The sequence below is a fragment of the Janthinobacterium sp. SUN033 genome, assembly GCF_030397595.1.
GTDB lineage: Bacteria > Pseudomonadota > Gammaproteobacteria > Burkholderiales > Burkholderiaceae_D > Janthinobacterium > Janthinobacterium kumbetense.
The window spans coordinates 393,940-418,774 of record NZ_JAPQNV010000006.1; the positions used below are offsets into that span (position 1 = coordinate 393,940).

Below are 24,835 nucleotides of genomic sequence, written 5' to 3' on the forward strand. Positions count from 1 at the left end.
TTGCCGGCACCGCCCTTTGACGTAGAATTCAGCCATCTTGTATCTTGTGCTTGTTGCGAACTGGGTTGCGCGTGAAGTCTTTCCGAGAGAATCGTTTCCTGATGATAGCCGTGGCGGTCTCGCTGCTGGCGCACGGCGCCTTGCTGGCGATGCATTTTGTCGCCCCGGCGCCGCAGCGGGCCGTGGCCACCGATCCCGGCCTGGAAGTGATCCTGGTCAATGCCAAGCATGCGAACAAGCCGCTGAAGGCCGAGGCGCTGGCGCAAGCCAACCTCGACGGTGGCGGACAGGCCGACAAGGGGCGCGCCAAGTCGCCCTTGCCCGACATGCGCAAGGTGGAAGAGGGCGACAGCGTCAAGGCCAGCGCCAGGCGCATTGCCGAACTGGAACAAAAACAGCAGGAATTGCTGACGCAGGCGGCCAAGCCGACGCCTTACAGCGCCGCGCCCGTCACGGAAAAGGACAAGCCCAATCCCCTGGCCAGCGGCTCGGACTTGATGGAAAGCAGCAAGGCCATCGCGCGCATGGCGGCCGAGATCAGCCAGACCGTGGAAGACCAAAATAAACGTCCGCGCAAGACTTTTATTACGCCCAGCACGCAGGAAGTCGGCTATGCCATGTATTACAAGACCCTGCAAAAGCGCATCGAGGAAATCGGCACCCTGAATTTCCCGCAAAAGAATGGCCGCAAGATGTATGGCGAACTGGTCGTCTACATCCCCATCTTCCAGGACGGCACGATTTACCAGAAGGAAGGCGGCGCCCGCGTGGAAAAAAGCTCGGGCAACCCGGCGCTCGATGCGGCGGCCCTGGCCATCGTGCGCCGCGCGGCGCCGTATGGCCGTTTTCCACCGAATATGTTGTCGAGTGACAAGGATGACCTGTGGGTCGTCATCACCCGCTTCAAATTTACGCGCGAAGAAAAAATGGAAGCTAACCTGACTGGCGGCAGCAATTGAACAAGCAAGAAATGAATCCCGATCAATATTGTGTCTTCGGCAATCCCATCGCCCACAGCAAGTCCCCCTTGATCCACGCCGCGTTTGCCTTGCAGACAGGCCAGGCCATGGTCTACGATCGCCGGCTGGCGCCGCTCGACGGTTTTGCCCTGGCGGCCCGTACGTTTGCCGCCGAGGGCGGCAAGGGTGCGAACGTGACGGTGCCCTTTAAACTGGACGCGTGCGCGCTGGCCACCGAGTTGACGCCGCGTGCGCAAGCGGCCGGTGCCGTCAATACCCTGCGTTTCGATAATGAAACCATTCTTGGCGACAATACCGATGGCGCGGGCCTGGTGGCGGACATCGTGCGCAACGCGGGCGTGAGCGTCGCGGGCAAGCGCATCCTGCTGCTGGGCGCCGGCGGCGCGTCGCGCGGCGTCGTACTGCCCTTGCTGGAACAGGGGCCGCAGGAAATGTTCATTGCCAACCGCACCGTGGCCACGGCCGAGGCGCTGGTGGCGCAGTTTGCCGACGCGCTGGCGCACCCCGGGCAGCTGCGCGCCGGCAGCTTCGCGCAGCCCGATGGCCAGTTCGATATCGTCATCAATGCCACTTCGGCCAGCCTGGCGGGCGACTTGCCGCCCGTGCCGCCGGGTATTTTCGGCCGCCACACCCTGGCGCTGGACATGATGTACGGCGCCCAGCCCACCGTCTTCATGGATTTTGCCGCCCAGCATGGCGCGCAGGTGCGCGACGGCCTGGGCATGCTGGTGGAGCAGGCGGCCGAAGCGTTTTACGTGTGGCGCGGCGTGCGGCCGCAGACGCAGGATTTGCTGGCGCAATTGCGCAGTGCCCTGTGAGCGCCGGCAAGAAGGGCGCGCGCCGCAGCGGCAGCCGCTACGGCTGGATCAAGTGGCTGTTCATCCTGCCCGTGCTGGCGTTTATCGTCGTGCAACTGTATTTCTTCCTGCAAATCTGGTGGTGGGTCGACCATAACCCGTCCAGCACGGCTTTCATGCGCGAACAGTTGTCTGTTTTGCAGGACAAGAATCCCAACGCCACCATCCAGCAGACGTGGGTGCCGTACAACCGCATCTCGAACAATTTGAAACGGTCCATCATCGCCTCGGAAGACGCGAATTTTTCCGAGCACGAAGGCGTAGACTGGGAAGCCTTGCAAAAGGCATATGAAAAAAACAGCAAGAAGCAGAAGGTCGTGGCGGGCGGCTCCACCATCACGCAGCAACTGGCGAAGAATTTGTTCCTGTCCGGCTCGCGCAGCTATGTGCGCAAGGGCCAGGAATTGATCATCACGTACATGCTGGAAAGCCTGATGGAGAAGCAGCGCATTTTCGAGATTTATTTGAATGTGGTGGAGTTTGGCACGGGCATCTTTGGCGCCGAAGCGGCCGGACGCCACTATTACCGGGTCAGCGCGGCGGGCCTGAGCGCCGGACAGGCGGCAAAACTGGCCGTGATGCTGCCGAATCCCCGCTATTATGACCGTCACCGCGACACGGGCTACCTGAACCGGCGTACCAGTATCATCCTGCACCGCATGGGGGCGGCGGAATTGCCTTGAGGATAGTGGAATTTCTTTTCATAAAATCAAGGATGCCTGATTGGCATTATTGCGGCGCAGCATCTTAATCGGCCCAGTTGGTGCAACGCCGCACTTTTTCCGTGAAAAAGCGGTGCCGGGGGTGGTCGTGAAAAGGCCTTTGCGGGTACACTTGCGCTGTTTTCATTTTTGGCGCCAGCGCCAGCACATCACGATAACCCAACATCCGGCTGAGAGCGCGCATGATCAATGTCTTTGTATTACAGAATGGCCGGCTCAACCAGGTGCCGATCGACAGCCGCGCAGACCTCGAAAATGCCGAACCGGTGTGGGTCGACCTGACCGACCCCACCGATGATGAACGGGCCTGGGTCAAGGCCATCTACAACGTCACCCTGCCGGGCGAAGACGAAGTCAAGGATATTGAAGCGTCGGCCCGCTATTACGAAGCGGAAAACGGCGACTTGCATCTGCGCACGGACTTCCTGCGCGAAGAGGACGACGGCCCGTCGCGCGTCATCACGGTAGCCTTCATTCTTGCCCGCAAGATCCTGTTTTCCATGCATACGGACGACTTGCCCGTGTTCCGCCTGGTGCGCATGCGCGCCCGTTCGCGGCCAGGCTCGATTGCCGACTACATGGACGTGCTGCTCGACCTGTACGCCACCGATGCCGAATACTCGGCCGACGTGCTCGAAGGCATCTACCAGAATCTGGAAGAAGTCAGCACGCGCGTGCTGCAAAAGGAATTTACGGATGCGCACGCGGCCGAAGCGCTGAATGCCATTGCCCACGAGGAAGATTTGAATGGCCGCATCCGCCGCAACATGATGGATACGCGCCGCGCCGTGAGTTTCCTGATGCGTGGCCGCTTGCTCAATTCCGAGCAGTTCGAGGAAGCGCGGCAGATCTTGCGCGACATCGAATCGCTGGACGGTCACACGTCTTTCTTGTTTGATAAGATCAACTTCCTGATGGATGCCACCGTCGGTTTCATCAACATCAACCAGAACAAGATCATCAAGATCTTCTCGGTGGCCAGCGTGGCCTTCCTGCCGCCTACCCTGATCGCCAGCGTGTACGGCATGAACTTCAAGCTGATGCCGGAACTGGAATGGTCGTTCGGCTATCCGTGGGCCTGGGGCCTGATGGTCACCAGCGCCATCGCCCCCTTCCTGTACTTCCGCCACCGCGGCTGGCTGAAATAAGCCCTTGTCGCCGGGACGCGTCCGCGCCCCGGCACCACCACCGGATCTTGTCCGGATTTCAATGCGAGCGCAGCAATTTCAAAAATCAGCGATAATCACTGGTATTGCGTGGTATTGAATTGGTATTTGCGCGTAGCCGCTTGCCTGACGCCCGATTCTGTCCCCGTTGGCTGCCTTTGGCAGAAAAGTATCGTCATTCAGACGTTTTCTGCGTGGTAGCGTCCGCCCGTTCCACCTATGATCGTTGCGATGCCAGCCTTGGCCGGCTGGCCGCCGCATTTCCCGTCACTGTTGCCTTCTGGAGAGTCCATGCCTGATACCGCCACCATCCCAACGCGCTTTACCCACCTGATCAGCGACTGCGACGGCGTGCTGGTCGACAGCGAGGCCGTGGCCCTGCAAGCGCTGCTGGAATTGCTGGGGCCGCGCCTGCCCAACCTGCCCGAGGGCGTCACCCTGCAGGGCTTGATCGAGCCGCGCCTGGGCCAGCGCCTGGTGCCGCTGATGCAGGATATCTACGAGGAGCTGGGCTTGCCGCAATTGCCGGCCGACGAGATCATGGCCATCGGTAACGCCGTCGATGTGGCTTGCGATGCGCAGTTGCGCGCCGTGCCCGGCGTGGCGCAGGCGCTGGCCGCCATTCCCCTGCCCAAGGCTGTGGCCTCGAACAGCGTCAGCGCGCGCGTGCTGTCGTCGCTCGAGCGGACTAGCATGGCGCCGCTGTTCGACAAGCGCGTCTTCACGCCGGACCTGGTGGGTCACGCCAAGCCGCATCCGGGCCTGTACCTGGCAGCGGCGGCTGCTTTCGGCGTGCCGCCTGGCCAGTGCCTGGTGCTGGAAGACAGCGTCACGGGCGTGACGGCCGCCGTGGCGGCGGGCATGACGGTATTGGGATTCATCGGCGGCGGGCATATCGCCGCCGGCCAGGAAGCGCGCCTGAAGGCGGCTGGCGCGCATGTCGTGTTCAGCGACATGGCCAGCCTGCCGGCGCTGGTGGCCGCGGTGATGGACACCGCGGTGGTGTAACTTTACGCGAGCTTGGCAAACACCTTGCGTGCGGCAGCGATGGTGGCGTCGATGACGGCATCGTCGTGCTGCGCCGAGACGAAGCCCGCCTCGAAGGCGGCGGGCGCAAAGTACACGCCTTCGTCCAGCATGGCGTGGAAGAAGGCGTTGAACTTGCTGCGGTCGCCCGCCATCATTTCCGCGTAGCTGGCCGGTGGGGTGGCGCTGAAATAAATGCCGAACATGCCGCCGATATAGTCGGCGCAGAAGACCACGCCCGCTTCTTTGGCGGCGGCCGTCAGGCCTTCGGCCAGGCGCTTGGCCGTGGCGCCCAGCTGCTCGTAGAAGCCTGGCTGCTGGATCAGTTTCAAGGTGGCCATGCCGGCCGCCACGGCGACGGGGTTGCCGGACAAGGTACCGGCCTGGTAGACGGCGCCCAGCGGCGCCATATGGTGCATCAGCGCCGCGCTGCCGCCGAAAGCCGCCACCGGCATGCCGCCGCCGATCACCTTGCCCAGCGCCGTGAGGTCGGGCCGGATGCCGTACAGCGCCTGCGCGCCGCCCAGGGCCACGCGCAAGCCGCACATGACTTCATCGAAAATGAGCAGGGCGCCGTGCTGCGTGCACAGTTCGCGCATCGCCTGCAGGAATGCCGGCGTGGCTTTCACCAGGTTCATGTTGCCGGCCACGGGTTCGACGATGACGCAGGCGATTTCCGCGCCGAAGCTGTCGAAGGCGTCTTTCAGCTGTTCCACGTTGTTATAGTCGAGCACCAGCGTGTGCTTCACGAAATCTTCCGGCACGCCAGCCGACGTCGGGTTGCCGAAGGTGAGCAGGCCGCTGCCCGCCTTTACCAGCAGCGAATCGGCGTGGCCGTGGTAGCAGCCTTCGAACTTGACGATCTTGTCGCGCCCCGTGGCGCCGCGCGCCAGGCGCAGGGCGCTCATGGTCGCTTCCGTGCCCGACGACACCAGGCGTACCTGCTCGATCGACGGCACCAGGCGCGTGATTTCCTCGGCCATCAGCACTTCGCCTTCGGTCGGCGCGCCGAACGACAGGCCCAGCGCGGCGGCATCCTGCACCGCTTTCACTACTTCAGGATGGGCATGGCCGACGATGGCCGGACCCCAGGAGCCGATGTAGTCGATATAGCGCTTGCCATCCGCGTCCCAGAAGTACGGGCCTTCGGCGCGCGTGATGAAGCGCGGCGTGCCGCCCACGGAGCGGAAGGCGCGCACGGGCGAATTGACGCCGCCTGGCGTGGTTTTTTGTGCGCGGGTAAACAGGATGTCGTTCTGTGAAGTCGTCGTCATGATAATCGTGCCTTGAAAGTGGATCGTTGTCTGTGTCGTCTGGTCTGTGTCTATTGGCCGCCGCGCGGGCGCTGCTGCCGGAACAGCCGGTTCGGCACCAGCTTGCCCATGCCGTGGCGCTGTGCGTGGGCCAGTGCGCCGGTGGTGAATTCCTGCGCCGCCACGACCACCTGCGGCACATCGTCTTCGTTTTCCGCCAGGGCTAGCAGGGCAGTGGCTGCGGCCGACAGGGTGCTGCCGGCGCCGTTGAAGATGCCGGGCAGGTGCTGCCATTCGTCGTGGCGCACGACGCCGTCCTCGCCGAACAGGGTATTGGCGCGCAGCTTGCCTTCGGCCGTGCCGGATTTGCTGGCGTCGGCCGGCATGCCGGTGACGAGCACGTATTCGCAGCCCAGGGCCACCAGATAGTCGACGTCATTTTGCAGGGTGTCGTCCGGATCGGCGTCGCGCCAGGTCTCGGCCAGGCGCTCCAGTTCCACCGGCGAGAGCACCAGCAGGGTCGTTTGCGGGATCAAGAGCTGGCGCACGGCCGTGAGGATGTCTTCGTCGTCCATGCCCTGTTCCGGCAGCGCCGAAATGAAGGGATCGAGGATCAGCGGCACGTTCGGATAGTCGGAGACGATTTCAGCGATGGCCGTGACGTTTTCCACGCTGCCCAGCGCGCCGATCTTGATGGCGGCCACGGACATGTCTTCCAGCAGCACGCGCGCCTGGTCGGAAACCCAGTCCGGATCGACCGCCTGCACGTCTTCCACGCGCGCCGTATCGCTGATCAACAGGCCCGTGGTGACGGACAGGCCATGGCAGCCAAAGGCTGAAAACGTGGCCAGGTCGGCCTGGATGCCGATTGCGCCGACCGGATCGGACACGCCGAAGCTTAATATGAGGGGAGAAGTTTGGTTTTGCACGGCGGGTAGATTAAGATACCTAATTCAGCATTTTACTTGATTGAAGGGTGGCAGAACGTGAGTAGCAACGAAACAACGCAGCAATTCCAAACGTGGATGTGTCTTATTTGCGGCTGGGTTTATGATGAAGCGGCTGGTCTGCCTGACGAAGACATCGCTCCGGGCACGCGTTGGGCCGATGTTCCGATGAACTGGACCTGCCCTGAATGCGGTGCGCGCAAGGATGATTTCGAGATGGTGGCGCTGTAATTGATCGCGGTCCATGGGATGCCGCTGCCGCAAGCAGGTATCGCGGCAGGCTGTGCTATGGTATGAAAGATTGTCGAATAATCACATGACGCGTCCCTTTTTGCCCGAGGCGCCGGCCGATGCCGCGTGCACCGGCACCACGATACTCGTCATCGACGACAGCGCGACGATACGCAGCGCGGCCGCGAAGATCCTGGGCGAGGCCGGTTATCGTGTGGTGGTGGCGGAAAACGGCTTCGAGGCCCTGGCCAAGATCGCCGACTGCCAGCCGGCGCTGATCGTGTGCGACATTGTGATGCCGCGCCTGGACGGCTACCGCACCTGCGCGCTGATCAAGGCCAGCGCGGCGCATCACGCCACGCCGGTGCTGATGCTGTCGTCGAAGGAGGGGCTGTTCGACCGCGCGCGCGGCGCCATGGCAGGCGCCAGCGCCTGCCTGGCCAAGCCGCTGGCGCGCGAGGCGCTGCTGGAGGCCGTGCGGCTGCACCTGGCCGGGCATTTTGAGTAAGTGGTTTTATTGATTGACAACGCAGCAAGGAAGCAGATGGCCATACACACAATTCTGATCGTCGACGACTCGCCGACAGAACGCTATTACCTGAGCGAGATCCTGGTGCGTGCCGGCTACGCCGTCCTCACGGCGCAGGACGGCGCCGACGCGCTGGCGCAACTCAAGCAGGCCAGGCCCGACCTGATCCTGATGGACGTGGTGATGCCCGGTGCGAATGGCTTCCAGATCACGCGCGCCATCGCGCGCGATCCCGAACTGCAGGACGTGCCGGTGATTATCTGCTCCAGCAAGAGCCAGGAAACGGACCGCATCTGGGGCTTGCGCCAGGGCGCGCGCGATTACCTGGTCAAGCCGGTGGTCGAAGCCGAGTTGCTGGCCAAGATCGCCGCGATTTCCTGAGCATGCAGACGATGCCAGGTCACGGCGTATCCACCGCGGCTTATCCGTCCGCCGCCATGCTATCTTTCGAGAAGAGTGCACGGCAGGGGCGCTTGCGCCAGTATCAGCTGCAATTGATCGAGCGGATACAGGCCGCGCGCAGCGGCGCGCTGGCAGCGAGCAAGGAACTGGGCGTGATGCTCGGTGGCCGGCCGTGCCTGCTCGACCTGACGCAGCTTGGCGAAATCGTCATTGCCGCCGGTGTGCAGATCCAGGGCGTGCCGCTGGCGCAGGACTGGTACCTGGGCCTGGCGGCCATGCGCGGGCGTCTGACGGGGGTCGTCGACCTGGCCCGCTACATGGGCGAAGCGGCTTGCGTGCCCGGCAATCACTGCCGCATCATCACCTTTTCTCCTCGCCTGGGCCTCAATTGCGCACTGCTGGTCGAACGCGTGTTGGGCTTGCGCCAGTTGCGCGCGATGCAGCCCGTGCAGGATGCGGCGCAGGGCGTGTTCCCATCGTGGGCTGCGCAGGCGCTGCGCGACAGCGAAGGGCAGCAGTGGCTGCGCCTGGACCTGGCGCAGCTGGCGCAGTCGGCACGCTTCCTCGATGCCGGCTTTGACGGCCTCCCTGACCACAAGGATATTTGCTGATGGGTGCCCATTCCCCGATCCTGGCGGCCGGCTTGCCCGAAGCGCAGCACGCTCCGGAAGAGCCGGCATCGACGGCCGACCTGCCGCTGCGCCTGCGCGACGCGCTGGGACGGCGCAAGTCGCTGGCCAGCGCGCCGGCCGGGGACTGGAAGCTGCCGCTGATCGGCCATTTTCCGCTGCAAAAGCAGCTGAGCATCCTGTCGACGGTGATGGCCCTGAGTCTGGCCGCCAGCCTGCTGTTCGTCGGGCTGAACACGCGCAGCGGAAATATCGCTTCGGCGCAGACGCAGCTGGCCAGCGATGCGCTGATGCATTCGCAGCGCATCGGCAAGGCTGCGCCGAACGCCGTGCAAGGCAATCCGGAAGCCTTCCGCCAGCTCGAGGAAAGCCGCAATGAACTGAATCAGGATTTCCGACTGATGCTGCGCGGCGGGACGTATCACGGGCGCGATATCGGCGAGTCGCGTTCCGCCCTGTTGGCTGCGGTGGCCGACGCGCGCAAGAAGTGGGCCAGCAGCGACCGCGCGGCCAGCACCATCTTGCGCCTGAAACTGGAACTGGGCGAATTCGACAAGACCTTGCAGCAATTGAATGCGCTGTCGCCGGCGCTGCTGGCGCAGACCGAGGAAATCGCCGCGCTTAAGGTGCAGCGTGGCGGCAATGCGCGCGACCTGGCCGTCATCGGCCGCCTGATGATGCTGAGCCAGCGCATGAGCCGCAGCGCCAGCGAGTTCCTGTCGTCGGGCAGCATCAGCTCGGAAACGGCGTTTTCGCTGGGACGCGACACGACGTATTTCCGCACCGCCGTCGAAGGCCTGCTCAATGGCAGCGTGTCGCTGCAATTGGCGCCTACGCGCGACGCCGAACTGCGCGACCGGCTGGTGGCGCTGAAAGCCAGTTTCGACACTTACCAGAAGCTGGTTTCGTCGATACTCGACCGGCTCGATAAATTCAGCTCGGCGAAAAGCGCCGAACAGCTGATTTTCAACGAGAACGAGGACCTGCGCCAGCGTTTGACCCTGCTGCAGCAGATGTACCACGTGAACCAGGAAACCCTGGGCGTCGCCTTCTGGATGATGGTCGGCGGCGTGTTGCTGACCCTGATCGCGGCGGCCGGCATCGGACGCGTGCTGCTGCAGGACTCCGTCAACCGCACGCGCGACGCCGAGCGGCGGCGCCAGGAAGCGGAAATCCAGCGCCTGCTGTCGCAGGAAAAGGAAGAGCAGGCCAAGGCCAAGAATGAGCAAAACCAGGCGGCCATCCTGCGCCTGATGAACGAATTGCAGAAGGTCGCCGACGGCGACCTGACGGTGCAGGCTACCGTCTCGGAAGACATCACGGGCGCCATCGCCGATTCCGTCAATTACACGGTCGAGGAATTGCGCGGCCTGGTGGGGCGGGTGACGGCAACGGCCGAACAGGTCAATCGCGCCTCGACGCAGGCGCAAAGCATCTCCAGCAAGCTGTTGATCGCGTCGCAGCAGCAGTCGCGCGAAATCCAGGGCGTCAGCGCCACCGTGGTCAAGATGGCCAATGCGATTACCGACGTGTCGAAATCGGCCAGTGTCTCGGCTGACGTGGCGCGCCAGTCGGTGGCGGCGGCGCAGCAGGGTTCGACGGCGGTGGAAAACGCCATCAAGGGCATGCATGAAATCCGCGAGCAGATCCAGGATACGTCCAAGCGCATCAAGCGCCTGGGCGAATCGTCGCAGGAAATCGGCGAAATCACCGAGCTCATTTCCGACATCACCGAGCAGACCAACGTGCTGGCGCTGAATGCCGCCATCCAGGCTGCCTCGGCCGGCGAGGCGGGGCGCGGCTTTTCCGTCGTCGCCGAGGAAGTGCAGCGCCTGGCCGAACGTTCGGCGGCCGCCGCCAAGCAGATCGGCGCGCTGGTGCGCACCATCCAGGCCGATACCCAGGATGCGACGCGGGCGATGGAAACGTCCACGCAGGGCGTGGTCGAGGGCGCGCGCCTGTCCGACGCGGCCGGCGCAGCCTTGAACGATATCAGCCAGGTGTCGAAACACCTGGCTGAACTAATCCAGGGCATCTCGTTCGCCACCGGCACGCAGGCCGGTTCGGCCAGCGGCGTGGCCTTGAATATCCAGCATATCCTGAGCGTGACGGAGCAGACCCAGGATGGCACGCAGCAAACGGCGCAATCGATCCATAAACTGTCGATGCTGGCGCAGGAACTGAAAAATTCGGTGTCGCGCTTCCGCGTCGCCGCCTGAACGCCGCGCCAGTCCAGGCGATTTCCTTACCGAGGCATGCATGAGCACACCTGATAGTCCACTGCAGTCCAAGCCGTTCGACAGCGAACCTTTGTCGTGGGTGATGGTGGAAATCCGCGAAGCGCTGGGCCGCTCGAAAACAGCTTTGTTCGAGGCGGGGGGCCGCGAGCGCGAGGAACGCGCCACGGCCCTGCAGCATGCGCGCTCGCATCTGCACCAGGCGCATGGCGCACTGGTGATGGTCGACGTGGCAGGCGCCAGCCTGCTGACGGACGGCGCGGAGCAGGCGCTTTCGCGTTTTCGCGACGGCAGCCTCGAATACACCCTGGACCATGCGCAAGTCGTCGCCGAACTGTATCAAGCCCTGACCGAATACCTGGAAGACCTGGTGGCCGGCACGCCGCCGCAGCCGACGCGCTTGTTTCCCTACTACCGAGACCTGCAAACCATGCTGGGCGCCGAGCGCAGTCACCCGGCCGACCTGTTCTTTCCGCCGGCGTCGATGCTGGAAGGGCATGCGATCGCGCTGGCGAACGCGCCGCCGGTAGCCGACTATCCGGCCTGGCGCGGGCGCTTCGAAAAGTCCCTGCTGCCCTTCCTGAAGGCGCAGGATGACGCGGTGCGGCGCCAGCATGCGAGCGACTTGCACGCCACCCTGACGCTGGTGGCCGATGCGCAGCAGGAAACGCCGGCGCGCACCTTCTGGTTCGCCATGCAGGCGTTTGCCGGGCTGGCGGCCAGCGGCGAGGGCATGGGTACGCTCAACGTCAAACAGTTGTTCGGCCTGATCAATCTGCAGTTGCGCCGCCTGGCGCAGGGCACGGCCAGCCTGCCCGAAGCGATGCTGCGCGACGCCCTGTTCTTCATTGCCGCCGCCACCGAGCTCACGCCGGAGGCGCGCCAGCTGCGTGCCGCCTTCGCCCTGGACGGGCAGGTGCCCGCCGATCTGGAAACGCGGCGCTACGGCCAGGTCGACCAGGATGCCTTGCAAGGCGCCCGCAAGGCACTGGCGCAGGCGCGTGCCAGCTGGAGCCGCCTGGCGCAAGCCGACCTCGATCCCGCCCTGGGCACGGATTTTGACGCGTCGCTGCAACAGGTGGCCGCGCATGCGGAGTCCCTGAAGCAGCCGGCTCTGGCCAGCCTGTTGCGCGAATGCGCGGCCGTGGCGCGGCAAGCCGTGGCCAGCGGACGCAGTGCGGCCCTGGAAAATGAAATCGGCATGGCGCTGCTGTTTGCCGACACGGGCCTGGAGCAGGTGCGCCGCCTGCCCGACGATTTCGCCGGCAATGCGGAAACCATCGCCGCGCGCCTGCAGGCGCTGCTGGCTGGCGAAGCGCCGCCGCCCGTCACGGCGGGCGAGCTGTCGCGCCAGATCGAACAGGGGCAGACGGTGGCCGCGCTGGCCGAGGAAATGAAGACGGGCCTGCGCCAGGTGGAAAAGGTGCTCAATGCGTATTACGCGGATGCAGCGGGGGCGAAGGCGGGGGCACTTGATGGCGTCGCGCCCGTGCTGGAGCAGTTGCAGCAGCAGTTGGCCGGGCTGGAACAGGAAGAGGCGCGCGCCGCCGTGCTGCAGGTCGATGCGGCCGTGCGGCAGCTGGCCGGTGGCGACGCCAATACGGAGGCGCGCGCCGGGGCGCTCGACGAGATCGCGCAAAATGTCAGCGCGCTGGGATTTTTTGTCGACATGCTGGGCCGTAACGCGCAGGCGGCCAGCGGGCGTTTCCATTTCGACGCCGCCGCCGGCGCCTTCCGCGCCCTGCCATTTGAAAAAGTCGCCGCCGCCGGCACTGTGCCCGTACCCTTGCTCGACCAGGCCCTGGCGCCCGCCGCGCCTGCCGGCATGGATGCCGTGCCGGCAGTGACCGATGTCGATGCGGAGATGCTCGACATCTTCATCGCCGAAGCGCGCGAAGTGCTGGCCTTTGTCGACACCACGCTGGCCCTGCCGCGCGAGCAAGCCGCCAGCGGCGACCACCTGGCCATGCTGCGCCGCTCGTTCCACACCCTGAAGGGCAGCAGCCGCATGATCGGCCTGGCGCAGTTTGCCGAAGCGGCCGGCGCCATCGAGCGCGTCATGAATACCTGGCTGGCCGAAGCGCGACCCGTCAGCGACGATCTGTTTACCCTGCTGAATTACGGCTGGTACCAGCTCAGCGAATGGGTGGCGGAACTGGAAGGCGGCGCAGGGCGAGAGCGCGAGGCCGGCATGCTGCTGGCAGCGGCCGAACGCGTGCGCGAAGGCGGTCCGTTCGAATTGCGCAAGCCGCGCCCGGCCGCGCCCGTGGCCGGCAATGGCAATGTGATCGGCCTTCCCCTGGCCACGGCGCCCGCGCTCCACGAAGCGCCGGACGATCACCTCAAGCACGTGGGCGAACTGCGCATCAGCCTTCCCTTGTACAACATCTACCTGGCCGAGACGGATGAATTGCTGCGCGTGCTCACGCGCGACTTCGGCGAATGGCGTCATGAGCAGCGCGCCGTCAGCGCGGAAGCGCTGCAAGCCGTGCATACCCTGGCGGGGACGTCGGGCACGGTCGGCTTCCAGTCCCTGCGCGACCTGGCGCATGCGCTCGAGACGGTGATCGAAACGGTGGTGCCGCCGCTGGCCGGCCTGCGCGCCGAACAGCACGACGTGCTGGAGCAGGCCACGCAGCGCATCGGGCAAATGCTGCAGGCGTTTGCGCTGGGCGATCTGGCGCCAACGCAGCCGGACATGATCGAAGCGCTCAACACCCTGTGGCGCGCCCTGACGGCGGCGCCCGGCGAGAGCAAGGAAGAGCGGCTCGACGCCCTGTTTGCGGCCGCTTACGCCAGCATCGTCGGCGCACCGGCGCACCCTGCGGAAGCGCTGCCCGACGCGCTGGCCGAGGTTCCTGTGCCGCAGCTCGAGACCCTGTTCGAGGCGACGTATGCCAGCATCGTCGCCGACGCGCTGCAGCCGGCTGCTGCCGAAGTACCTCTGCCAGCGCCGTTGCAGGACAGCGGCGCCAGCGACGACCTGTTCGACGCCGGTTTCGAGCACGCGCCGCCATTGGAGCACGCGGCGCCGGAAGCGCCGGCGCCCGCCATCATGCCAGCCGATGCGGCCGCGCTGCTGGCGGCCAGCGCCGGCATCAGCGATGAACTTGACCTCGATTTATTGTCCGTCTTCCTGGAAGAGGGCGCCGACCTGCTGCCGCAGATCGGCGAGGCGCTGCGCAGTTGGCAGCAGCAGGCGCACGACAGCGGCCAGGCACAGATGCTGTTGCGCACCCTGCATACGGTCAAGGGCAGCGCGCGCATGGCCGGCGCCATGCGCCTGGGCCAGCATGCGCATGAAATCGAGACGCATATCGAAAACATGCTGCACGCGGGCACCGCCACGCCGCAGGCCTTCGAGGAATTGCTGGCCCATTACGACCATGCGCTGCACCTGTTCGAGCAGTTGCAGCAGCCCTTGCTGCCCTTGCCGGGCATGGAAGACACGCCGGCCGCCGAACCGAAGGCAGCCCTGGTGCGCGTGCGCGCCGATATTCTCGACCGCCTGGTGAACCAGGCCGGCGAAGTGTCGATCACGCGCTCGAAGATGGAAAATGAGGTCGGCGTGCTGGGCGCTTCCCTATCCGAGTTTTCCGACAACCTGGCGCGTTTGCGGCGCCAGCTGCGGGAGGTGGAAATGCAGGCCGAATCGCAGATCGCCTCGCGCATGGCCGTCGGCAGCGAGCGCGATTTCGATCCGCTCGAATTCGACCGCTTTACGCGCCTGCAGGAGCTCACGCGCATGATGGCCGAAAGCGTCAACGACGTGGCCTCCTTCCATGAAAACCTCAGCCACAGCGTCGACGCGGTGACGGACGACCTGGTGCTGCAGGCGCGGCTGACGCGCGAGCTGCAGCGCGACCTGATGCAGATCCGCATGGTACCGTTTGCCAGCATCGCCGAACGCCTGTTCCGCGTCGCGCGGCAAAGCGCCAAGGAAGTCGACAAGCGCGTCAATCTCGACATCCGAGGCGGTGGCGTGGAAATCGACCGCAGCGTGCTCGAACGCATGGCGGCACCGTTCGAACACCTGCTGCGTAACGCCATCGTGCACGGCGTCGAGCCGCGCGACGCGCGCCTGGTTGCGGGCAAGAACGAAACGGGCGAGTTGCTGGTGCAGGTCAGTCAGCAGGGCAACGAAGTGGCGATCGCCTTTTCCGACGATGGCGCGGGGCTGGATCTGGAACGCATCCGCGCCAAGGCGCACGACGCCGGCCTGCTGGCGACGGACGCACCATTGACCGACGCGCAGGCGGCCGAGCTGATTTTCACGCCCGGTTTTTCCACCGCCGACAGCCTGACGGAATTGGCCGGACGCGGTTTTGGCATGGACATCGTGCGCTCCGAAGCGCTGGCGCTGGGCGGGCGCGTGGAAACGCTGACGCAGGCGGGCCTCGGCATGCGCTTCACCATCCACCTGCCGCTGACCCTGGCCGTCACCCAGGTGGTGCTGCTGGCGGCGAACGGCAAGACGTATGCCTTGCCATCGGTGCTGGTGGAGCAGGTGCTGCACCTGAAAGGCGAGCAGCTGGAGCAGGTGCGGGCGGCCGGGCGCATCGAGTCGCACGGGCAGTCGCTGGCGCTGCACCACCTGTCGGCCATGCTGGGCGAGACGCCGGCGGCGCAGGCCACGCAGCGCTATGCGCCCGTGCTGTTGCTGAGGAATGGCAATGACAGGCTGGCCTTGCAGGTCGATGACGTGCTGGGTAACCGCGAAGTGGTGGTCAAGCACGTGGGCCCGCAACTGGCGCGCATGCCGGGCATTGCTGGCGCCACAGTGCTGGGCACGGGCGACATCGTGCTGATCCTGAACCCCGTGGCGCTGGCGCAGCACCTCGAGCACCATCCGGAACTGCTGTCGCAATATGCGCTGGCCAGCAGCGAGCAGCATGCCGCTTCCAGCGCGCTGGCCGTGCCGGCCGTGCGCGTGATGGTGGTCGACGATTCGCTGACGGTGCGCCGCGTGATGCAGCGCCTGTTCGAGCGCGAAGGCTACCAGGTGCTGCTGGCCAAGGATGGCGTCGATGCGCTGGAGCAGTTGCATGCGCTGGAGCCGGCTGCCATGCCGGCCCTGCTGCTGGTCGACGTGGAGATGCCGCGCATGGATGGTTTTGACTTGACGCGCAATGTGCGCAGCGACGACAAGACGCGCGCCATCCCCGTCATCATGATCACTTCGCGCAGCGCCGACAAACACCGCGCACATGCGTTCGAGCTGGGCGTGAATGCGTATTTCGGCAAGCCGTTCCAGGAAGAGGAATTGCTGGCGGAAGTGGGGCGCTTGTTGACCGAATCTTGACCTACGCCACCACCTTCACCACGGCATAACGCTCCAGGGTCTCCTTGCGCGCCTCGTCGTGCTGTACCAGCGGTTCCGGATAGTCGCGCCCCAGCACGATGTTTTTTTGCTCGAGCAGCATGCGCGGCACCAGCCAGGGCGCGTGGATTTCCTTGTCGCCCAGCGCCTTCAGCTGCGGCAGGTAGCGGCGGATGAAGCGCCCGCTGGCATCGAATTTTTCCGATTGCGTGATCGGATTGAAGATGCGGAAGTAGGGCTGGGCGTCGCAGCCGGACGACGAAGCCCATTGCCAGCCGCCGTTGTTCGACGCCAGGTCGAAGTCATTGAGGTGCAGCGCGAAATACGCTTCGCCGCGGCGCCAGTCGATGCCCAGGTCCTTGATCAGGAAGCAGGCCGTGACCATGCGCAGGCGGTTGTGCATATAGCCTGTCTGGTTCAGTTGCGCCATCGCCGCGTCCACCAGCGGATAGCCGGTGCGTCCCTCGCACCAGGCGGCAAAGGCGGCATCGGCTTCGGGACCCGTTTCCCAGGCGATGGCGTCGTAGGCCGGCTTGAAGGCGCCGCCTTCCACGTGCGGGTTTTGGTACAAAATCATCGCGTAGAAATCGCGCCAGATCAGTTCGGCCAGCCACACGGGCGCGCCATCGCCGCCACCGCCCCTATCCATCAGGTCGACGATGGTGCGCACCAGGTAGCGCAGCGACACGGTGCCGAAGCGCAGATGCATGGACAGGTAGGACGGTCCCTTCAGGGCGGGGAAATCGCGCGCCACGTCGTAGCGAGCCACGCGCGGCAGGAAATCCTCGAACAGCGTGCTGGCACCCGACATGCCGGTGGGAATGGCCAGCTCGGCCAGGTTGCTCGGTTCGAAACCCAGCTCGCCCAAGGTGGGCAGGGGCACCGGTGTGCCGGCGCGCGGCGGCGCCAGGCTGGCCGCATGCGGCTCGATAGCGAAGGGCGCCAGGCAGCCGGGTTCCGCGCGCATTTTCTTCAGCCAGGCATTCTTGTACGGCGTGTAGACGGTATACGGCTTGGCCGAGAGCGTCAGCACTTCGTCCTTTTCAAAGATCACCTGGTCCTTGAAACTGAACCACAGGCGCGCATCGCGCGTGAGCGCGGCGGCCACCGTGGCGTCGCGCGCGATGGCCTGCGGTTCGTAGTCGTGGTTGGCAAAGACGGCGTCGGCGTTCAATTCGGCGGCCAGGCGCGGGATGGCTTCGGCCGCGTCCGCGTGCAGCACGATCAGGTCGCCGCCCAGCTGGCGCAGCTCGCCAGCCAGCTCGGCCAGGCTGGAATGGATGAAGTCGACCCGCCGGTCGCGGCGCGGCAGGGCCGCCAGGATGGCGGTGTCGTATACGAAGACGCAATGCACGGCCTGGCTCTGGCGCAGGGCGTGATGCAGTGCAGCATGATCAAACGCGCGCAGATCGCGCCGGAACCACACCAGGGAAGTCTTGATTGTCATTATTTCGCGTGTTCAGGGTCAAAGATAGGCCATTTTTTGCCGCCAACGGGGCTTTATCGCCGCTCGGGTCGCGCCTTTGGCGTCGCTGCGGCGGCAATTCAGTGTAAACTACCGGGTATGTTCGTGGTGCTTTATGTGCGACAGCGATTTTGCAATCAATTTTACAATTGGCATTGAAATGCGCCTGCAGGCAAAGCGAATTGACCATTAATTTATAACATAACAAGAATAGCGCCTGGCAACACGGCTCTCGCCGCCCAACATTCGCGGCAGGAGGTGCCAGGCGTACGATAGCGGGGTAAGCGAGACTTGCCAGCAAGCCCACAGAGAGAGCATCGCGTATGAAAAAGAGTAAAATCGACCAGACTCTACCAGGACATCGTTTGATGCAGGGTGTGGGAGAGCCGGCTGCGACCGGTTCCTCCACCCTGAATCTGGCCAACCATTTCCTCATTGCGATGCCGGCCATGCAAGATCCGATCTTCGGCGGCACGGTCGTGTACGTGTGTGAACATAATGAAAACGGCGTGCTGGGCGTCGTCATCAACAAGCCCACCGACATGACCATGGAAGTGCTGTTCGACCGCATCGACCTGAAACTGGCGGCCGGCAGCGACACGCCCATCATCAACGAACCGATCATGTTCGGCGGCCCCGTGCAGGACGACCGCGGCTTCGTGCTGCATACGCCGGGCGCGCGCTATTCCTCGTCGCTGACGGTGACCGATGAAGTGGCGTTTACCACCTCGATCGACGTGCTCGAAGCCGTCGCCAAGGGCGATGGTCCCGAGCGCATGCTGGTCTCGATCGGCTACTCGGGCTGGAGTCCGGGCCAGCTGGAAGACGAGATCGGCCGCAACGGCTGGCTGACGGTGGGCGCCTCGGCCGACATCCTGTTTGATTTCCCCATCGAGCAGCGCTACGTGGCGGCCATCAAGTTGCTCGGTATCGATCCGCTCATGCTCGCCAGCGAGGCTGGCCACGCATGAGCGGTGACGCCATCGACACCATCCTCGCCTTCGATTTCGGCTTGAAACGCATCGGCGTGGCCATCGGCAATACCATGATTTGCCAGGCCAAGCCGCTCAGCGTGATCACGGCCACGGCGAATGAGCCGAAGTTTGCTGCCATCGATAGCCTGATCAGGGAGTGGGGCGCGAGCCGCATCGTGGTGGGCTTGCCCAGCCATCCCGATGGCACGGAACACGAGATGAGCGCGCGCTGCCGCCGTTTCGCCAACCAGGTGCATGGCCGCTTCAACCTGCCGGTGGAACTGGTCGACGAGCGTTATTCATCGGCCGTCATCGCCGCCAGGCGCGGTGAAGTCATCGATGACCGTGCCGCCGCCGTCATCCTGCAACAGTATTTCGACGCGAATTATTAATCTGACCTTTGACCCATTCCTGAATGATCAAGAACCCTATGCCGCATCCTACGAATCCTTCCCAACTCGACGCCGAGGCCCTGTACGCGGTCTTGCTGCAACAGGTGCAGAGCGGCCTGGCGGGCATCCCCAACGTGGCCATCGTCGGCATCCATTCGGGCGGCGCCTGGCTGGCTGAACGCCTGGCACGCGACCTGAACCTGCTCGACCGCCTGGGCGTGCTCGATGTCTCGTTCTACCGCGACGACTTCGCCCAGAAGGGCCTGCATGCGGACGTCAAGCCGACGCAAATCAGCTTTGACGTGGCCGGCGCCACCATCCTGCTGGTCGACGATGTGCTGTACACGGGCCGCACCACGCGCGCGGCCATCAACGAATTGTTCGACTATGGCCGCCCGGCCAAGATCATGCTGGCCGCCCTGGTCGACCGCGGCGAACGCCAGTTGCCGGTGGCCGCCGATTTCGTGGCCGCCTTCACAGCCGTGCCGCCGGGCCAGGCCCTGGTCCTGAAGCAAGCCGACGATGGAAAATTCACGCTCACCATAGATAACCACCATGCTTAATCCGCAACTGAATAAACACGGCGAACTGCAACATCTGCTGACGATTGAAGGCTTGCCGAAGTCTATCGTCAACCACATCCTCGATACCGCTTCCTCGTTCGTCGGCATCTCCGACCGCGATGTGAAAAAGGTCCCGCTGATGCGCGGCAAGAGCGTTTTCAACCTGTTCTTTGAAAACTCCACGCGCACCCGCACCACCTTCGAGATCGCGTCAAAAAGGCTGTCGGCCGACGTCATCAACCTGAACATCCAGGCGTCATCGGCCAGCAAGGGCGAGTCCCTGCTCGACACCATCGACAACCTGTCGGCCATGCATGCCGACATGTTTGTCGTACGCCACGCGCAGTCGGGCGCGCCCTACCTGATCGCCAAGCACCTGATCGACACCAGGCAGCCGCACGTCCACGTTGTCAACGCGGGCGACGGACGCCATGCGCACCCGACCCAGGGCTTGCTCGACATGTACACGATCCGCCATTACAAGAAGGATTTCACCAACTTGACGGTGGCCATCGTGGGCGACATCCTGCACAGCCGCGTGGCCCGTTCCGACATCCACGCGCTGACCACGCTGGGCGTGCCGGAAGTGCGCGCCATCGGCCCGCACACCCTGCTGCCGGGCGGCCTGGAGCAGATGGGTGTGCGCACCTTCACCAACATGGATGAAGGCCTCAAGGGCGTCGACGTGATCATCATGCTGCGCCTGCAGAATGAACGCATGAGCGGCGCGCTGCTGCCGTCGGCACAGGAATACTTCAAGAGCTATGGCTTGACGCCCGAGCGCCTGGCGCTGGCGAAACCGGACGCCATCGTCATGCATCCGGGCCCGATGAACCGCGGCGTGGAAATCGATTCGGCCGTGGCCGACGGTCCGCAGGCGGTGATCCTGCCTCAGGTGACCTTCGGTATCGCCGTGCGCATGGCGGTGATGAGTATTTTGGCTGGTAATCAGGGCTGATAGCCCAAGGACGAGTAAGCGAGCATGACGACACTACATATCAAGAACGGCCACCTGATCGACCCTGCCAACGGCATCGATGGCTTGCAAGACCTGTTTATCGCCGACGGCAAGGTGCTGGCCGTGGGCAGCGCCCCGGCCGGTTTCAAGGCCGACACCACGTTTGACGCGGCCGGCCTGGTGGTTTCCCCCGGCCTGGTCGACCTGTCCGCGCGCCTGCGCGAGCCGGGCTACGAATACAAGGCGACCCTGGAATCGGAATTGCAGGCGGCTCTCCAAGGCGGCGTCACGAGCCTGGTATGCCCGCCCGACACCGACCCCGTGCTGGACGAGCCGGGCCTGGTGGAAATGCTGAAATACCGCGCCAAGACGCAGAACAAGGCGCACGTGCATCCGCTGGGCGCACTGACCATGGGCTTGAAGGGCAAGTCGCTGACGGAAATGGCGGAACTGACGGAAGCGGGCTGCATCGGCTTCGCGCAGGCGGAAGAGCCGATCGAAGACACCACCGTGCTGCTGCGCGCGATGCAGTACGCGAACACCTTTGGCTACACGGTCTGGCTGCGCCCGCAAGACCCGCACATCGGCCGCGGCGGCATCGCCCACAGCGGCCCGCTGGCATCGCGCCTGGGCTTGTCTGGCGTGCCCGTGATGTCCGAAACCATCGCGCTGCACACGATTTTCGAGCTGATGCGCGCCAGCCGCGCGCGCGTGCACCTGTGCCGCATCTCGTCGGCGGCGGGCCTGGAACTGATCCGCGCGGCCAAGGCCGAAGGCTTGCCTGTCACCTGCGACGTGGGCGTGCACCATGTGCACCTGACGGACGCCGATATCGGCTTCTTCGACCCGAACGCGAGGGTCACGCCGCCGTTCCGCAGCCAGCGCGACCGCGATGCGATCCGCGCCGGCCTGCTCGACGGCACCGTGGACGCCATGTGCTCGGACCACACGCCCGTCGACGACGATGAAAAATTGCTGCCGTTCGGCGAAGCGTCGCCCGGCGCCACTGGCCTGGAACTGCTGCTGTCGCTGGCCCTGAAATGGGCCGACGACTATGCGCTGGCGCAGCCGCAGGCGGGCGCCCGTCCGCTGGCGCGCGCCGTGGCCAAGGTCACGGCCGACGCGGCCCGTGTCGCCGGCATCCCTGCCGGCAGCCTGGCCGTGGGCGAAGTGGCCGACATCTGCGTCTTCGATCCCGCCGCGCGCTGGACCGTGTCGTCGGCCTCGCTGGCCAGCCAGGGCAAGCATACGCCTTTCCTCGGCTATGAGCTGAGCGGCATCGTCAAGGCGACCATCGTCGCCGGACAGGTGGCGTTTCAGCGTTAAAAAATCAGATCCGTGGACCGGGGCACGCTGCCCCGGCATCCCTTGTCTGCTCCCGGATTTCGGTTCTGGTTTATTTGTTGGTGTGATTTGAAACTTCTGCTTACCTACCGCCTCGCGCGCATCGCCATTCACCTGAGCTGCGGCATGGCCAAGAGCGCCGTGCTCTTTCCCTGGCTGGACCTGGAGGGGCGGAACCGGCGCATCCGCCGCTGGTCGACGCAGCTGCTCGATATCTGCGGCGTGCACGTGGCGCAGCCGGCGGACAGCGTGCCGGCGCTCGACCATGCGATGGTGGTGGCGAACCACGTGTCGTGGCTCGATATCTTCGTCATCAATGCCGTGCACCCTTGCCGTTTCGTCGCCAAGGCGGAAATCCGCGCCTGGCCTATCCTGGGCTGGCTGGCGGGACGCGCCGGCACCATCTTCATTTCGCGCGGCAGCAAGCGCGATTTGCGCCTGATCTTCCAGGGCCTGGTGGATAAATTGACGGCGGGCGAGCGCATTGCGTTCTTCCCCGAAGGCACGACCGCCGCGCAAGGACAGATACTGCCGTTTCACGCCAACCTGTTCGAGGCGGCCATCGACGCGCAAGTGCCGGTGCAGCCGTTCGCGCTCGTGTATGTGGATGACAAGGGAGCCTTGCACCACGCCGTCGACTTCATCGGCGAGATGAGCTTTGCGCAAAGCATGGTGGCGATTCTGAGCGGCCCGCCCATCACGGCGCGCCTGACCTGTCTGGCGCCAGTGGCGACGCTCGATGCGCACCGGCGCGAACTGGCGACGGCAACGCAGGCGGCGGTGGCCGCCGCGCTGCCGCTGGAAAAGACCGCCTAGTTTTTGACGTGCAGCCAGCGCGCATGCGCGGCGCGGGCCAGGTAGTCGAGGATAAACCCGAGTATGCCGATCAGCACGATGGCGGCCATCAGCTCCGAATACGCGAGGCGGTCGCGCGTATCGAGGATGAAGTAACCGAGACCCGCCGACACGCCCAGCATTTCCGCCGGCACCAGCACGATCCAGATGATGCCGATGGCCAGGCGCACGCCCGTCAGGATATCGGCCGTGATGCCCGGTAAAATCACCTTGAAGACGATTTCGCTGCGCGTGGCCGACAGGCTGCGTGCCAGCAGCAGCCAGTTCGGATCGAGCCGCGCCACGCCGGCCGCCGTATTGAGCAAAATCGGCCAGACGGCCGCAAACGCCAGCAGGAAGTACACGGGCGCATCACCGACGCCGAGCACCATCACGGCGATCGGCATCCACGACAACGGCGAAATCATGCGCAGCAACTGGAACAGCGGCATGGCCGCACCGGAAAAGCTCTTCGACATGGCCACCAGCACGCCCAGCGGCACGCCGATGACGATCGCCAGTCCCAGGCCCACGGCCACCCGTTGCAGGCTCAATACCACGTGCAGCCAGATATCCGAACCGCCCACCATCTCCTGGAACGCCAGCGCCGTGGGCAAGGGCGCGAAGGCGGTGGCGATGGGCGTGGATTTCTCCAGTGCCGTCACGCCCATGGACCACAGCAGCAAGGCACAGGCCAGCCCCACCAGGGGCAGGCCGAACTTCGTGAACAACTTGCTTGCCATCGTCAGACCGCCACGGTTTCGCTGCGCAGCAGGTTGGCCGGCAAGCCGAAGGCGGCTGGGCCGCCGACTGCCGTGATGGCCTTGCGCACGAAGCGGTCATCGACCAGGTCGCGCGCGGCGAACTTCGGATCGAGGTTGGCCAGGAAGCGCGTATCGCCTTCGACCTTGGTACGGCCGATGGCGCGCACCAGTTCTTCCGTGTACGAGGCAAACGGATATGGCTGGAAGTCGATGCGGCGCTGCTGCCAGTTCTTGTGCACGATCAGGCCCTGCTTTTCATAGCCGGCGTAATCGGTGGTGGCCAACACCTTGGTCAGCACCTGCAGCGGATGCGGCGTGTAGCGGTGCTCGCCCACGTTCGACAGCAGCTTGGCCGTGTCGACCTGGTTCGAGCGCGTCCACAACTGCGCCTTGACGATGGCGTTGGTGACCTTCTGCGCCCATTCGGGGCGCGTGTTGATGTCGCGCTCGGACAGGAAGGTGACGCAGCATGCATGGTTTTTCCACACGTCGCCCGAAAAACGCAGGATCTTGCCGATGCCGGCGTTTTCCGCCGCCGCATTGAACGGTTCGGCCACGATGTAACCGGCGATTGACTTGCTGGCCAGTGCCGAGACCATTTCGGCCGGCGCCAGCACGATCAGGTTGACTTCATTCGGCTTGATGGCCGCATTGCGCGCCCGCGTGACCGGGGTCAGGCCGTTGGAGGACAGGATCTGCTGCAGCAGGATGTTGTGGATCGAGTACCAGAACGGGATGGCGACCGTGCGTCCGCCCAGGTCGGAGACCTTGTTGATCTCGTTGGCCACCGTCAGCGCGGAACCGTTGACGTGGTTCCAGGCGACGACTTTCGCGGGGAACTTGGCGCCGTAGCGCACCCATAGGGTGGCCGGTGACAGCAGGTGGATGACGTTGACCTGGCCGGCGACGAAGGCTTCGATGATTTGCGCCCAGCTGCGGAACAAGCGAGGCGTTTCCGCCTGCAGGCCTTCCGCTTCAAACAGCTTGCGGGCGTGGGCGACGAGCAGCGGGGTGGCGTCGGTAATCGGCAGGTAGCCGATTTTCACGGGCTGGTCGTCGCCTTTCGGGCCTTGCTGGGCCATGGCGTCGCCGGCGAACAGCAGGGGAGAAGCCACGCTGGCCGTGGCCAGGGCCGACATGCGCAGGAAGTCGCGCCGCGTCAGGCCGCAGTCGCAATCGGACGAGGCGCAGATATGCAGGGGGGTGTTATTTTCTGGGAGGGACATGAAGTGCTCCGATTGG

At 64.7% G+C, this 24,835-nt stretch carries 23 protein-coding genes; 17 read left to right on the top strand and 6 right to left on the bottom strand.

Features of this window, described 5'->3' with window-relative positions; all coding sequences use genetic code 11:
* Positions 1-101: 101 nt before the first annotated feature.
* Genes OX460_RS25130 through mtgA form a run of 3 tightly spaced genes read left to right on the top strand, consistent with a single transcriptional unit; the run spans position 102 to position 2,520 of the window.
* Positions 102-959 (top strand): TonB family protein, encoded by an 858-nt coding sequence (locus tag OX460_RS25130; protein WP_077408490.1) that lies wholly within the window; start codon positions 102-104, stop codon positions 957-959.
* An 11-nt stretch (positions 960-970) separates the two neighbouring features.
* Positions 971-1,798, top strand: coding sequence for a shikimate dehydrogenase (gene aroE, locus OX460_RS25135; RefSeq protein ID WP_289900345.1), 828 nt, complete (start codon positions 971-973; stop codon positions 1,796-1,798).
* Complete coding sequence (gene mtgA / locus OX460_RS25140; protein ID WP_289900297.1) at positions 1,795-2,520, top strand: monofunctional biosynthetic peptidoglycan transglycosylase; 726 nt, start codon at positions 1,795-1,797, stop codon at positions 2,518-2,520. Before aroE ends, mtgA begins: the two co-directional genes overlap by 4 nt.
* Positions 2,521-2,584: 64 nt before the next feature.
* On the opposite strand, the gene OX460_RS25145 is transcribed toward mtgA, so the two are convergent.
* Entirely contained in the window at positions 2,585-2,743 is a 159-nt protein-coding gene (locus OX460_RS25145; protein WP_289900298.1) for a hypothetical protein, read from the bottom strand.
* Between OX460_RS25145 and corA the strand changes: the two genes are divergently transcribed.
* Both corA and OX460_RS25155 read left to right on the top strand, forming a co-directional pair.
* On the top strand, positions 2,742-3,707 hold the full coding sequence (gene corA / locus OX460_RS25150) for a magnesium/cobalt transporter CorA (protein ID WP_077408488.1): 966 nt from the start codon (positions 2,742-2,744) through the stop codon (positions 3,705-3,707). The two genes, OX460_RS25145 and corA, sit on opposite strands and share 2 nt — an antisense overlap.
* 309 nt (positions 3,708-4,016) lie before the next feature.
* The gene (locus OX460_RS25155) at positions 4,017-4,733 is read left to right on the top strand and encodes an HAD-IA family hydrolase (RefSeq protein WP_289900299.1); all 717 of its coding nucleotides are present in this window, start codon (positions 4,017-4,019) and stop codon (positions 4,731-4,733) included.
* Between the two features lie 2 nt (positions 4,734-4,735).
* On the opposite strand, the gene hemL is transcribed toward OX460_RS25155, so the two are convergent.
* Both hemL and OX460_RS25165 read right to left on the bottom strand, forming a co-directional pair.
* Positions 4,736-6,025 carry a glutamate-1-semialdehyde 2,1-aminomutase gene (gene hemL, locus OX460_RS25160; protein ID WP_289900300.1) on the bottom strand — a complete coding sequence of 430 codons (1,290 nt, stop codon included), beginning with the start codon at positions 6,023-6,025 and terminating at the stop codon, positions 4,736-4,738.
* A 50-nt stretch (positions 6,026-6,075) separates the two neighbouring features.
* Positions 6,076-6,933, bottom strand: coding sequence for a hydroxymethylpyrimidine/phosphomethylpyrimidine kinase (locus tag OX460_RS25165; protein WP_289900301.1), 858 nt, complete (start codon positions 6,931-6,933; stop codon positions 6,076-6,078).
* A gap of 96 nt (positions 6,934-7,029) precedes the next feature.
* Between OX460_RS25165 and OX460_RS25170 the strand changes: the two genes are divergently transcribed.
* From OX460_RS25170 to OX460_RS25195, 6 genes are all read left to right on the top strand, one after another.
* Complete coding sequence (locus OX460_RS25170) at positions 7,030-7,182, top strand: rubredoxin (protein WP_010401308.1); 153 nt, start codon at positions 7,030-7,032, stop codon at positions 7,180-7,182.
* A gap of 85 nt (positions 7,183-7,267) precedes the next feature.
* Positions 7,268-7,690: a response regulator gene (locus OX460_RS25175; RefSeq protein WP_289900302.1), complete on the top strand. Its 423-nt coding sequence runs from the start codon at positions 7,268-7,270 to the stop codon at positions 7,688-7,690.
* Positions 7,691-7,726: 36 nt separating this feature from the next.
* On the top strand, positions 7,727-8,092 hold the full coding sequence (locus OX460_RS25180; RefSeq protein ID WP_077408483.1) for a response regulator: 366 nt from the start codon (positions 7,727-7,729) through the stop codon (positions 8,090-8,092).
* Positions 8,093-8,184: 92 nt separating this feature from the next.
* Positions 8,185-8,724, top strand: coding sequence for a chemotaxis protein CheW (locus OX460_RS25185; protein ID WP_354669843.1), 540 nt, complete (start codon positions 8,185-8,187; stop codon positions 8,722-8,724).
* The gene (locus tag OX460_RS25190) at positions 8,724-10,961 is read left to right on the top strand and encodes a methyl-accepting chemotaxis protein (RefSeq protein ID WP_289900303.1); all 2,238 of its coding nucleotides are present in this window, start codon (positions 8,724-8,726) and stop codon (positions 10,959-10,961) included. Before OX460_RS25185 ends, OX460_RS25190 begins: the two co-directional genes overlap by 1 nt.
* Positions 10,962-11,001: 40 nt before the next feature.
* Positions 11,002-16,281, top strand: coding sequence for an Hpt domain-containing protein (locus tag OX460_RS25195; RefSeq protein WP_289900304.1), 5,280 nt, complete (start codon positions 11,002-11,004; stop codon positions 16,279-16,281).
* 1 nt (position 16,282) lies between these two features.
* On the opposite strand, the gene OX460_RS25200 is transcribed toward OX460_RS25195, so the two are convergent.
* Complete coding sequence (locus OX460_RS25200) at positions 16,283-17,746, bottom strand: deoxyribodipyrimidine photo-lyase (protein WP_289900305.1); 1,464 nt, start codon at positions 17,744-17,746, stop codon at positions 16,283-16,285.
* Between the two features lie 386 nt (positions 17,747-18,132).
* Here OX460_RS25200 and OX460_RS25205 point away from each other — a divergent pair, with 386 nt between their 5' ends.
* The 6 genes from OX460_RS25205 to OX460_RS25230 all read left to right on the top strand — a co-directional run bounded on the left by OX460_RS25205 (position 18,133) and on the right by OX460_RS25230 (position 22,811).
* A complete protein-coding gene (locus tag OX460_RS25205; protein ID WP_034746689.1) occupies positions 18,133-18,735 on the top strand; it encodes a YqgE/AlgH family protein in 603 nt (200 codons plus the stop codon).
* An 11-nt stretch (positions 18,736-18,746) separates the two neighbouring features.
* A complete protein-coding gene (gene ruvX, locus OX460_RS25210) occupies positions 18,747-19,130 on the top strand; it encodes a Holliday junction resolvase RuvX (RefSeq protein WP_289900347.1) in 384 nt (127 codons plus the stop codon).
* Positions 19,131-19,168: 38 nt separating this feature from the next.
* Entirely contained in the window at positions 19,169-19,693 is a 525-nt protein-coding gene (gene pyrR, locus OX460_RS25215; protein ID WP_289900306.1) for a bifunctional pyr operon transcriptional regulator/uracil phosphoribosyltransferase PyrR, read from the top strand.
* Positions 19,686-20,651 carry an aspartate carbamoyltransferase catalytic subunit gene (locus OX460_RS25220; RefSeq protein ID WP_034780223.1) on the top strand — a complete coding sequence of 322 codons (966 nt, stop codon included), beginning with the start codon at positions 19,686-19,688 and terminating at the stop codon, positions 20,649-20,651. The genes pyrR and OX460_RS25220 overlap by 8 nt, the downstream gene beginning before the upstream one ends.
* Before the next feature lie 24 nt (positions 20,652-20,675).
* The gene (locus tag OX460_RS25225) at positions 20,676-21,977 is read left to right on the top strand and encodes a dihydroorotase (protein ID WP_289900307.1); all 1,302 of its coding nucleotides are present in this window, start codon (positions 20,676-20,678) and stop codon (positions 21,975-21,977) included.
* Between the two features lie 87 nt (positions 21,978-22,064).
* Positions 22,065-22,811, top strand: coding sequence for a lysophospholipid acyltransferase family protein (locus tag OX460_RS25230; protein ID WP_251350291.1), 747 nt, complete (start codon positions 22,065-22,067; stop codon positions 22,809-22,811).
* Here the strand turns inward: OX460_RS25230 and OX460_RS25235 are convergent.
* Both OX460_RS25235 and OX460_RS25240 read right to left on the bottom strand, forming a co-directional pair.
* On the bottom strand, positions 22,808-23,572 hold the full coding sequence (locus tag OX460_RS25235; RefSeq protein WP_034780216.1) for an ABC transporter permease: 765 nt from the start codon (positions 23,570-23,572) through the stop codon (positions 22,808-22,810). The genes OX460_RS25230 and OX460_RS25235 overlap by 4 nt on opposite strands.
* 2 nt (positions 23,573-23,574) lie before the next feature.
* The gene (locus OX460_RS25240) at positions 23,575-24,819 is read right to left on the bottom strand and encodes an ABC transporter substrate-binding protein (RefSeq protein WP_289900308.1); all 1,245 of its coding nucleotides are present in this window, start codon (positions 24,817-24,819) and stop codon (positions 23,575-23,577) included.
* Positions 24,820-24,835 lie beyond the last annotated feature (16 nt).

Bases quoted from the DNA above. Each gene is read 5' to 3' on its own strand.
- OX460_RS25130 (WP_077408490.1), top strand. From the start codon at position 102: ATGATAGCCGTGGCGGTCTCGCTGCTGGCGCACGGCGCCTTGCTGGCG.
- aroE (WP_289900345.1), top strand. From the start codon at position 971: ATGAATCCCGATCAATATTGTGTCTTCGGCAATCCCATCGCCCACAGC.
- corA (WP_077408488.1), top strand. From the start codon at position 2,742: ATGATCAATGTCTTTGTATTACAGAATGGCCGGCTCAACCAGGTGCCG.
- OX460_RS25145 (WP_289900298.1), bottom strand. From the start codon at position 2,743: ATGCGCGCTCTCAGCCGGATGTTGGGTTATCGTGATGTGCTGGCGCTG.
- OX460_RS25155 (WP_289900299.1), top strand. From the start codon at position 4,017: ATGCCTGATACCGCCACCATCCCAACGCGCTTTACCCACCTGATCAGC.
- hemL (WP_289900300.1), bottom strand. From the start codon at position 6,025: ATGACGACGACTTCACAGAACGACATCCTGTTTACCCGCGCACAAAAA.
- OX460_RS25170 (WP_010401308.1), top strand. From the start codon at position 7,030: ATGTGTCTTATTTGCGGCTGGGTTTATGATGAAGCGGCTGGTCTGCCT.
- OX460_RS25175 (WP_289900302.1), top strand. From the start codon at position 7,268: ATGACGCGTCCCTTTTTGCCCGAGGCGCCGGCCGATGCCGCGTGCACC.
- OX460_RS25180 (WP_077408483.1), top strand. From the start codon at position 7,727: ATGGCCATACACACAATTCTGATCGTCGACGACTCGCCGACAGAACGC.
- OX460_RS25190 (WP_289900303.1), top strand. From the start codon at position 8,724: ATGGGTGCCCATTCCCCGATCCTGGCGGCCGGCTTGCCCGAAGCGCAG.
- OX460_RS25195 (WP_289900304.1), top strand. From the start codon at position 11,002: ATGAGCACACCTGATAGTCCACTGCAGTCCAAGCCGTTCGACAGCGAA.
- OX460_RS25200 (WP_289900305.1), bottom strand. From the start codon at position 17,746: ATGACAATCAAGACTTCCCTGGTGTGGTTCCGGCGCGATCTGCGCGCG.
- OX460_RS25205 (WP_034746689.1), top strand. From the start codon at position 18,133: ATGCAGGGTGTGGGAGAGCCGGCTGCGACCGGTTCCTCCACCCTGAAT.
- pyrR (WP_289900306.1), top strand. From the start codon at position 19,169: ATGCCGCATCCTACGAATCCTTCCCAACTCGACGCCGAGGCCCTGTAC.
- OX460_RS25220 (WP_034780223.1), top strand. From the start codon at position 19,686: ATGCTTAATCCGCAACTGAATAAACACGGCGAACTGCAACATCTGCTG.
- OX460_RS25225 (WP_289900307.1), top strand. From the start codon at position 20,676: ATGACGACACTACATATCAAGAACGGCCACCTGATCGACCCTGCCAAC.
- OX460_RS25235 (WP_034780216.1), bottom strand. From the start codon at position 23,572: ATGGCAAGCAAGTTGTTCACGAAGTTCGGCCTGCCCCTGGTGGGGCTG.
- OX460_RS25240 (WP_289900308.1), bottom strand. From the start codon at position 24,819: ATGTCCCTCCCAGAAAATAACACCCCCCTGCATATCTGCGCCTCGTCC.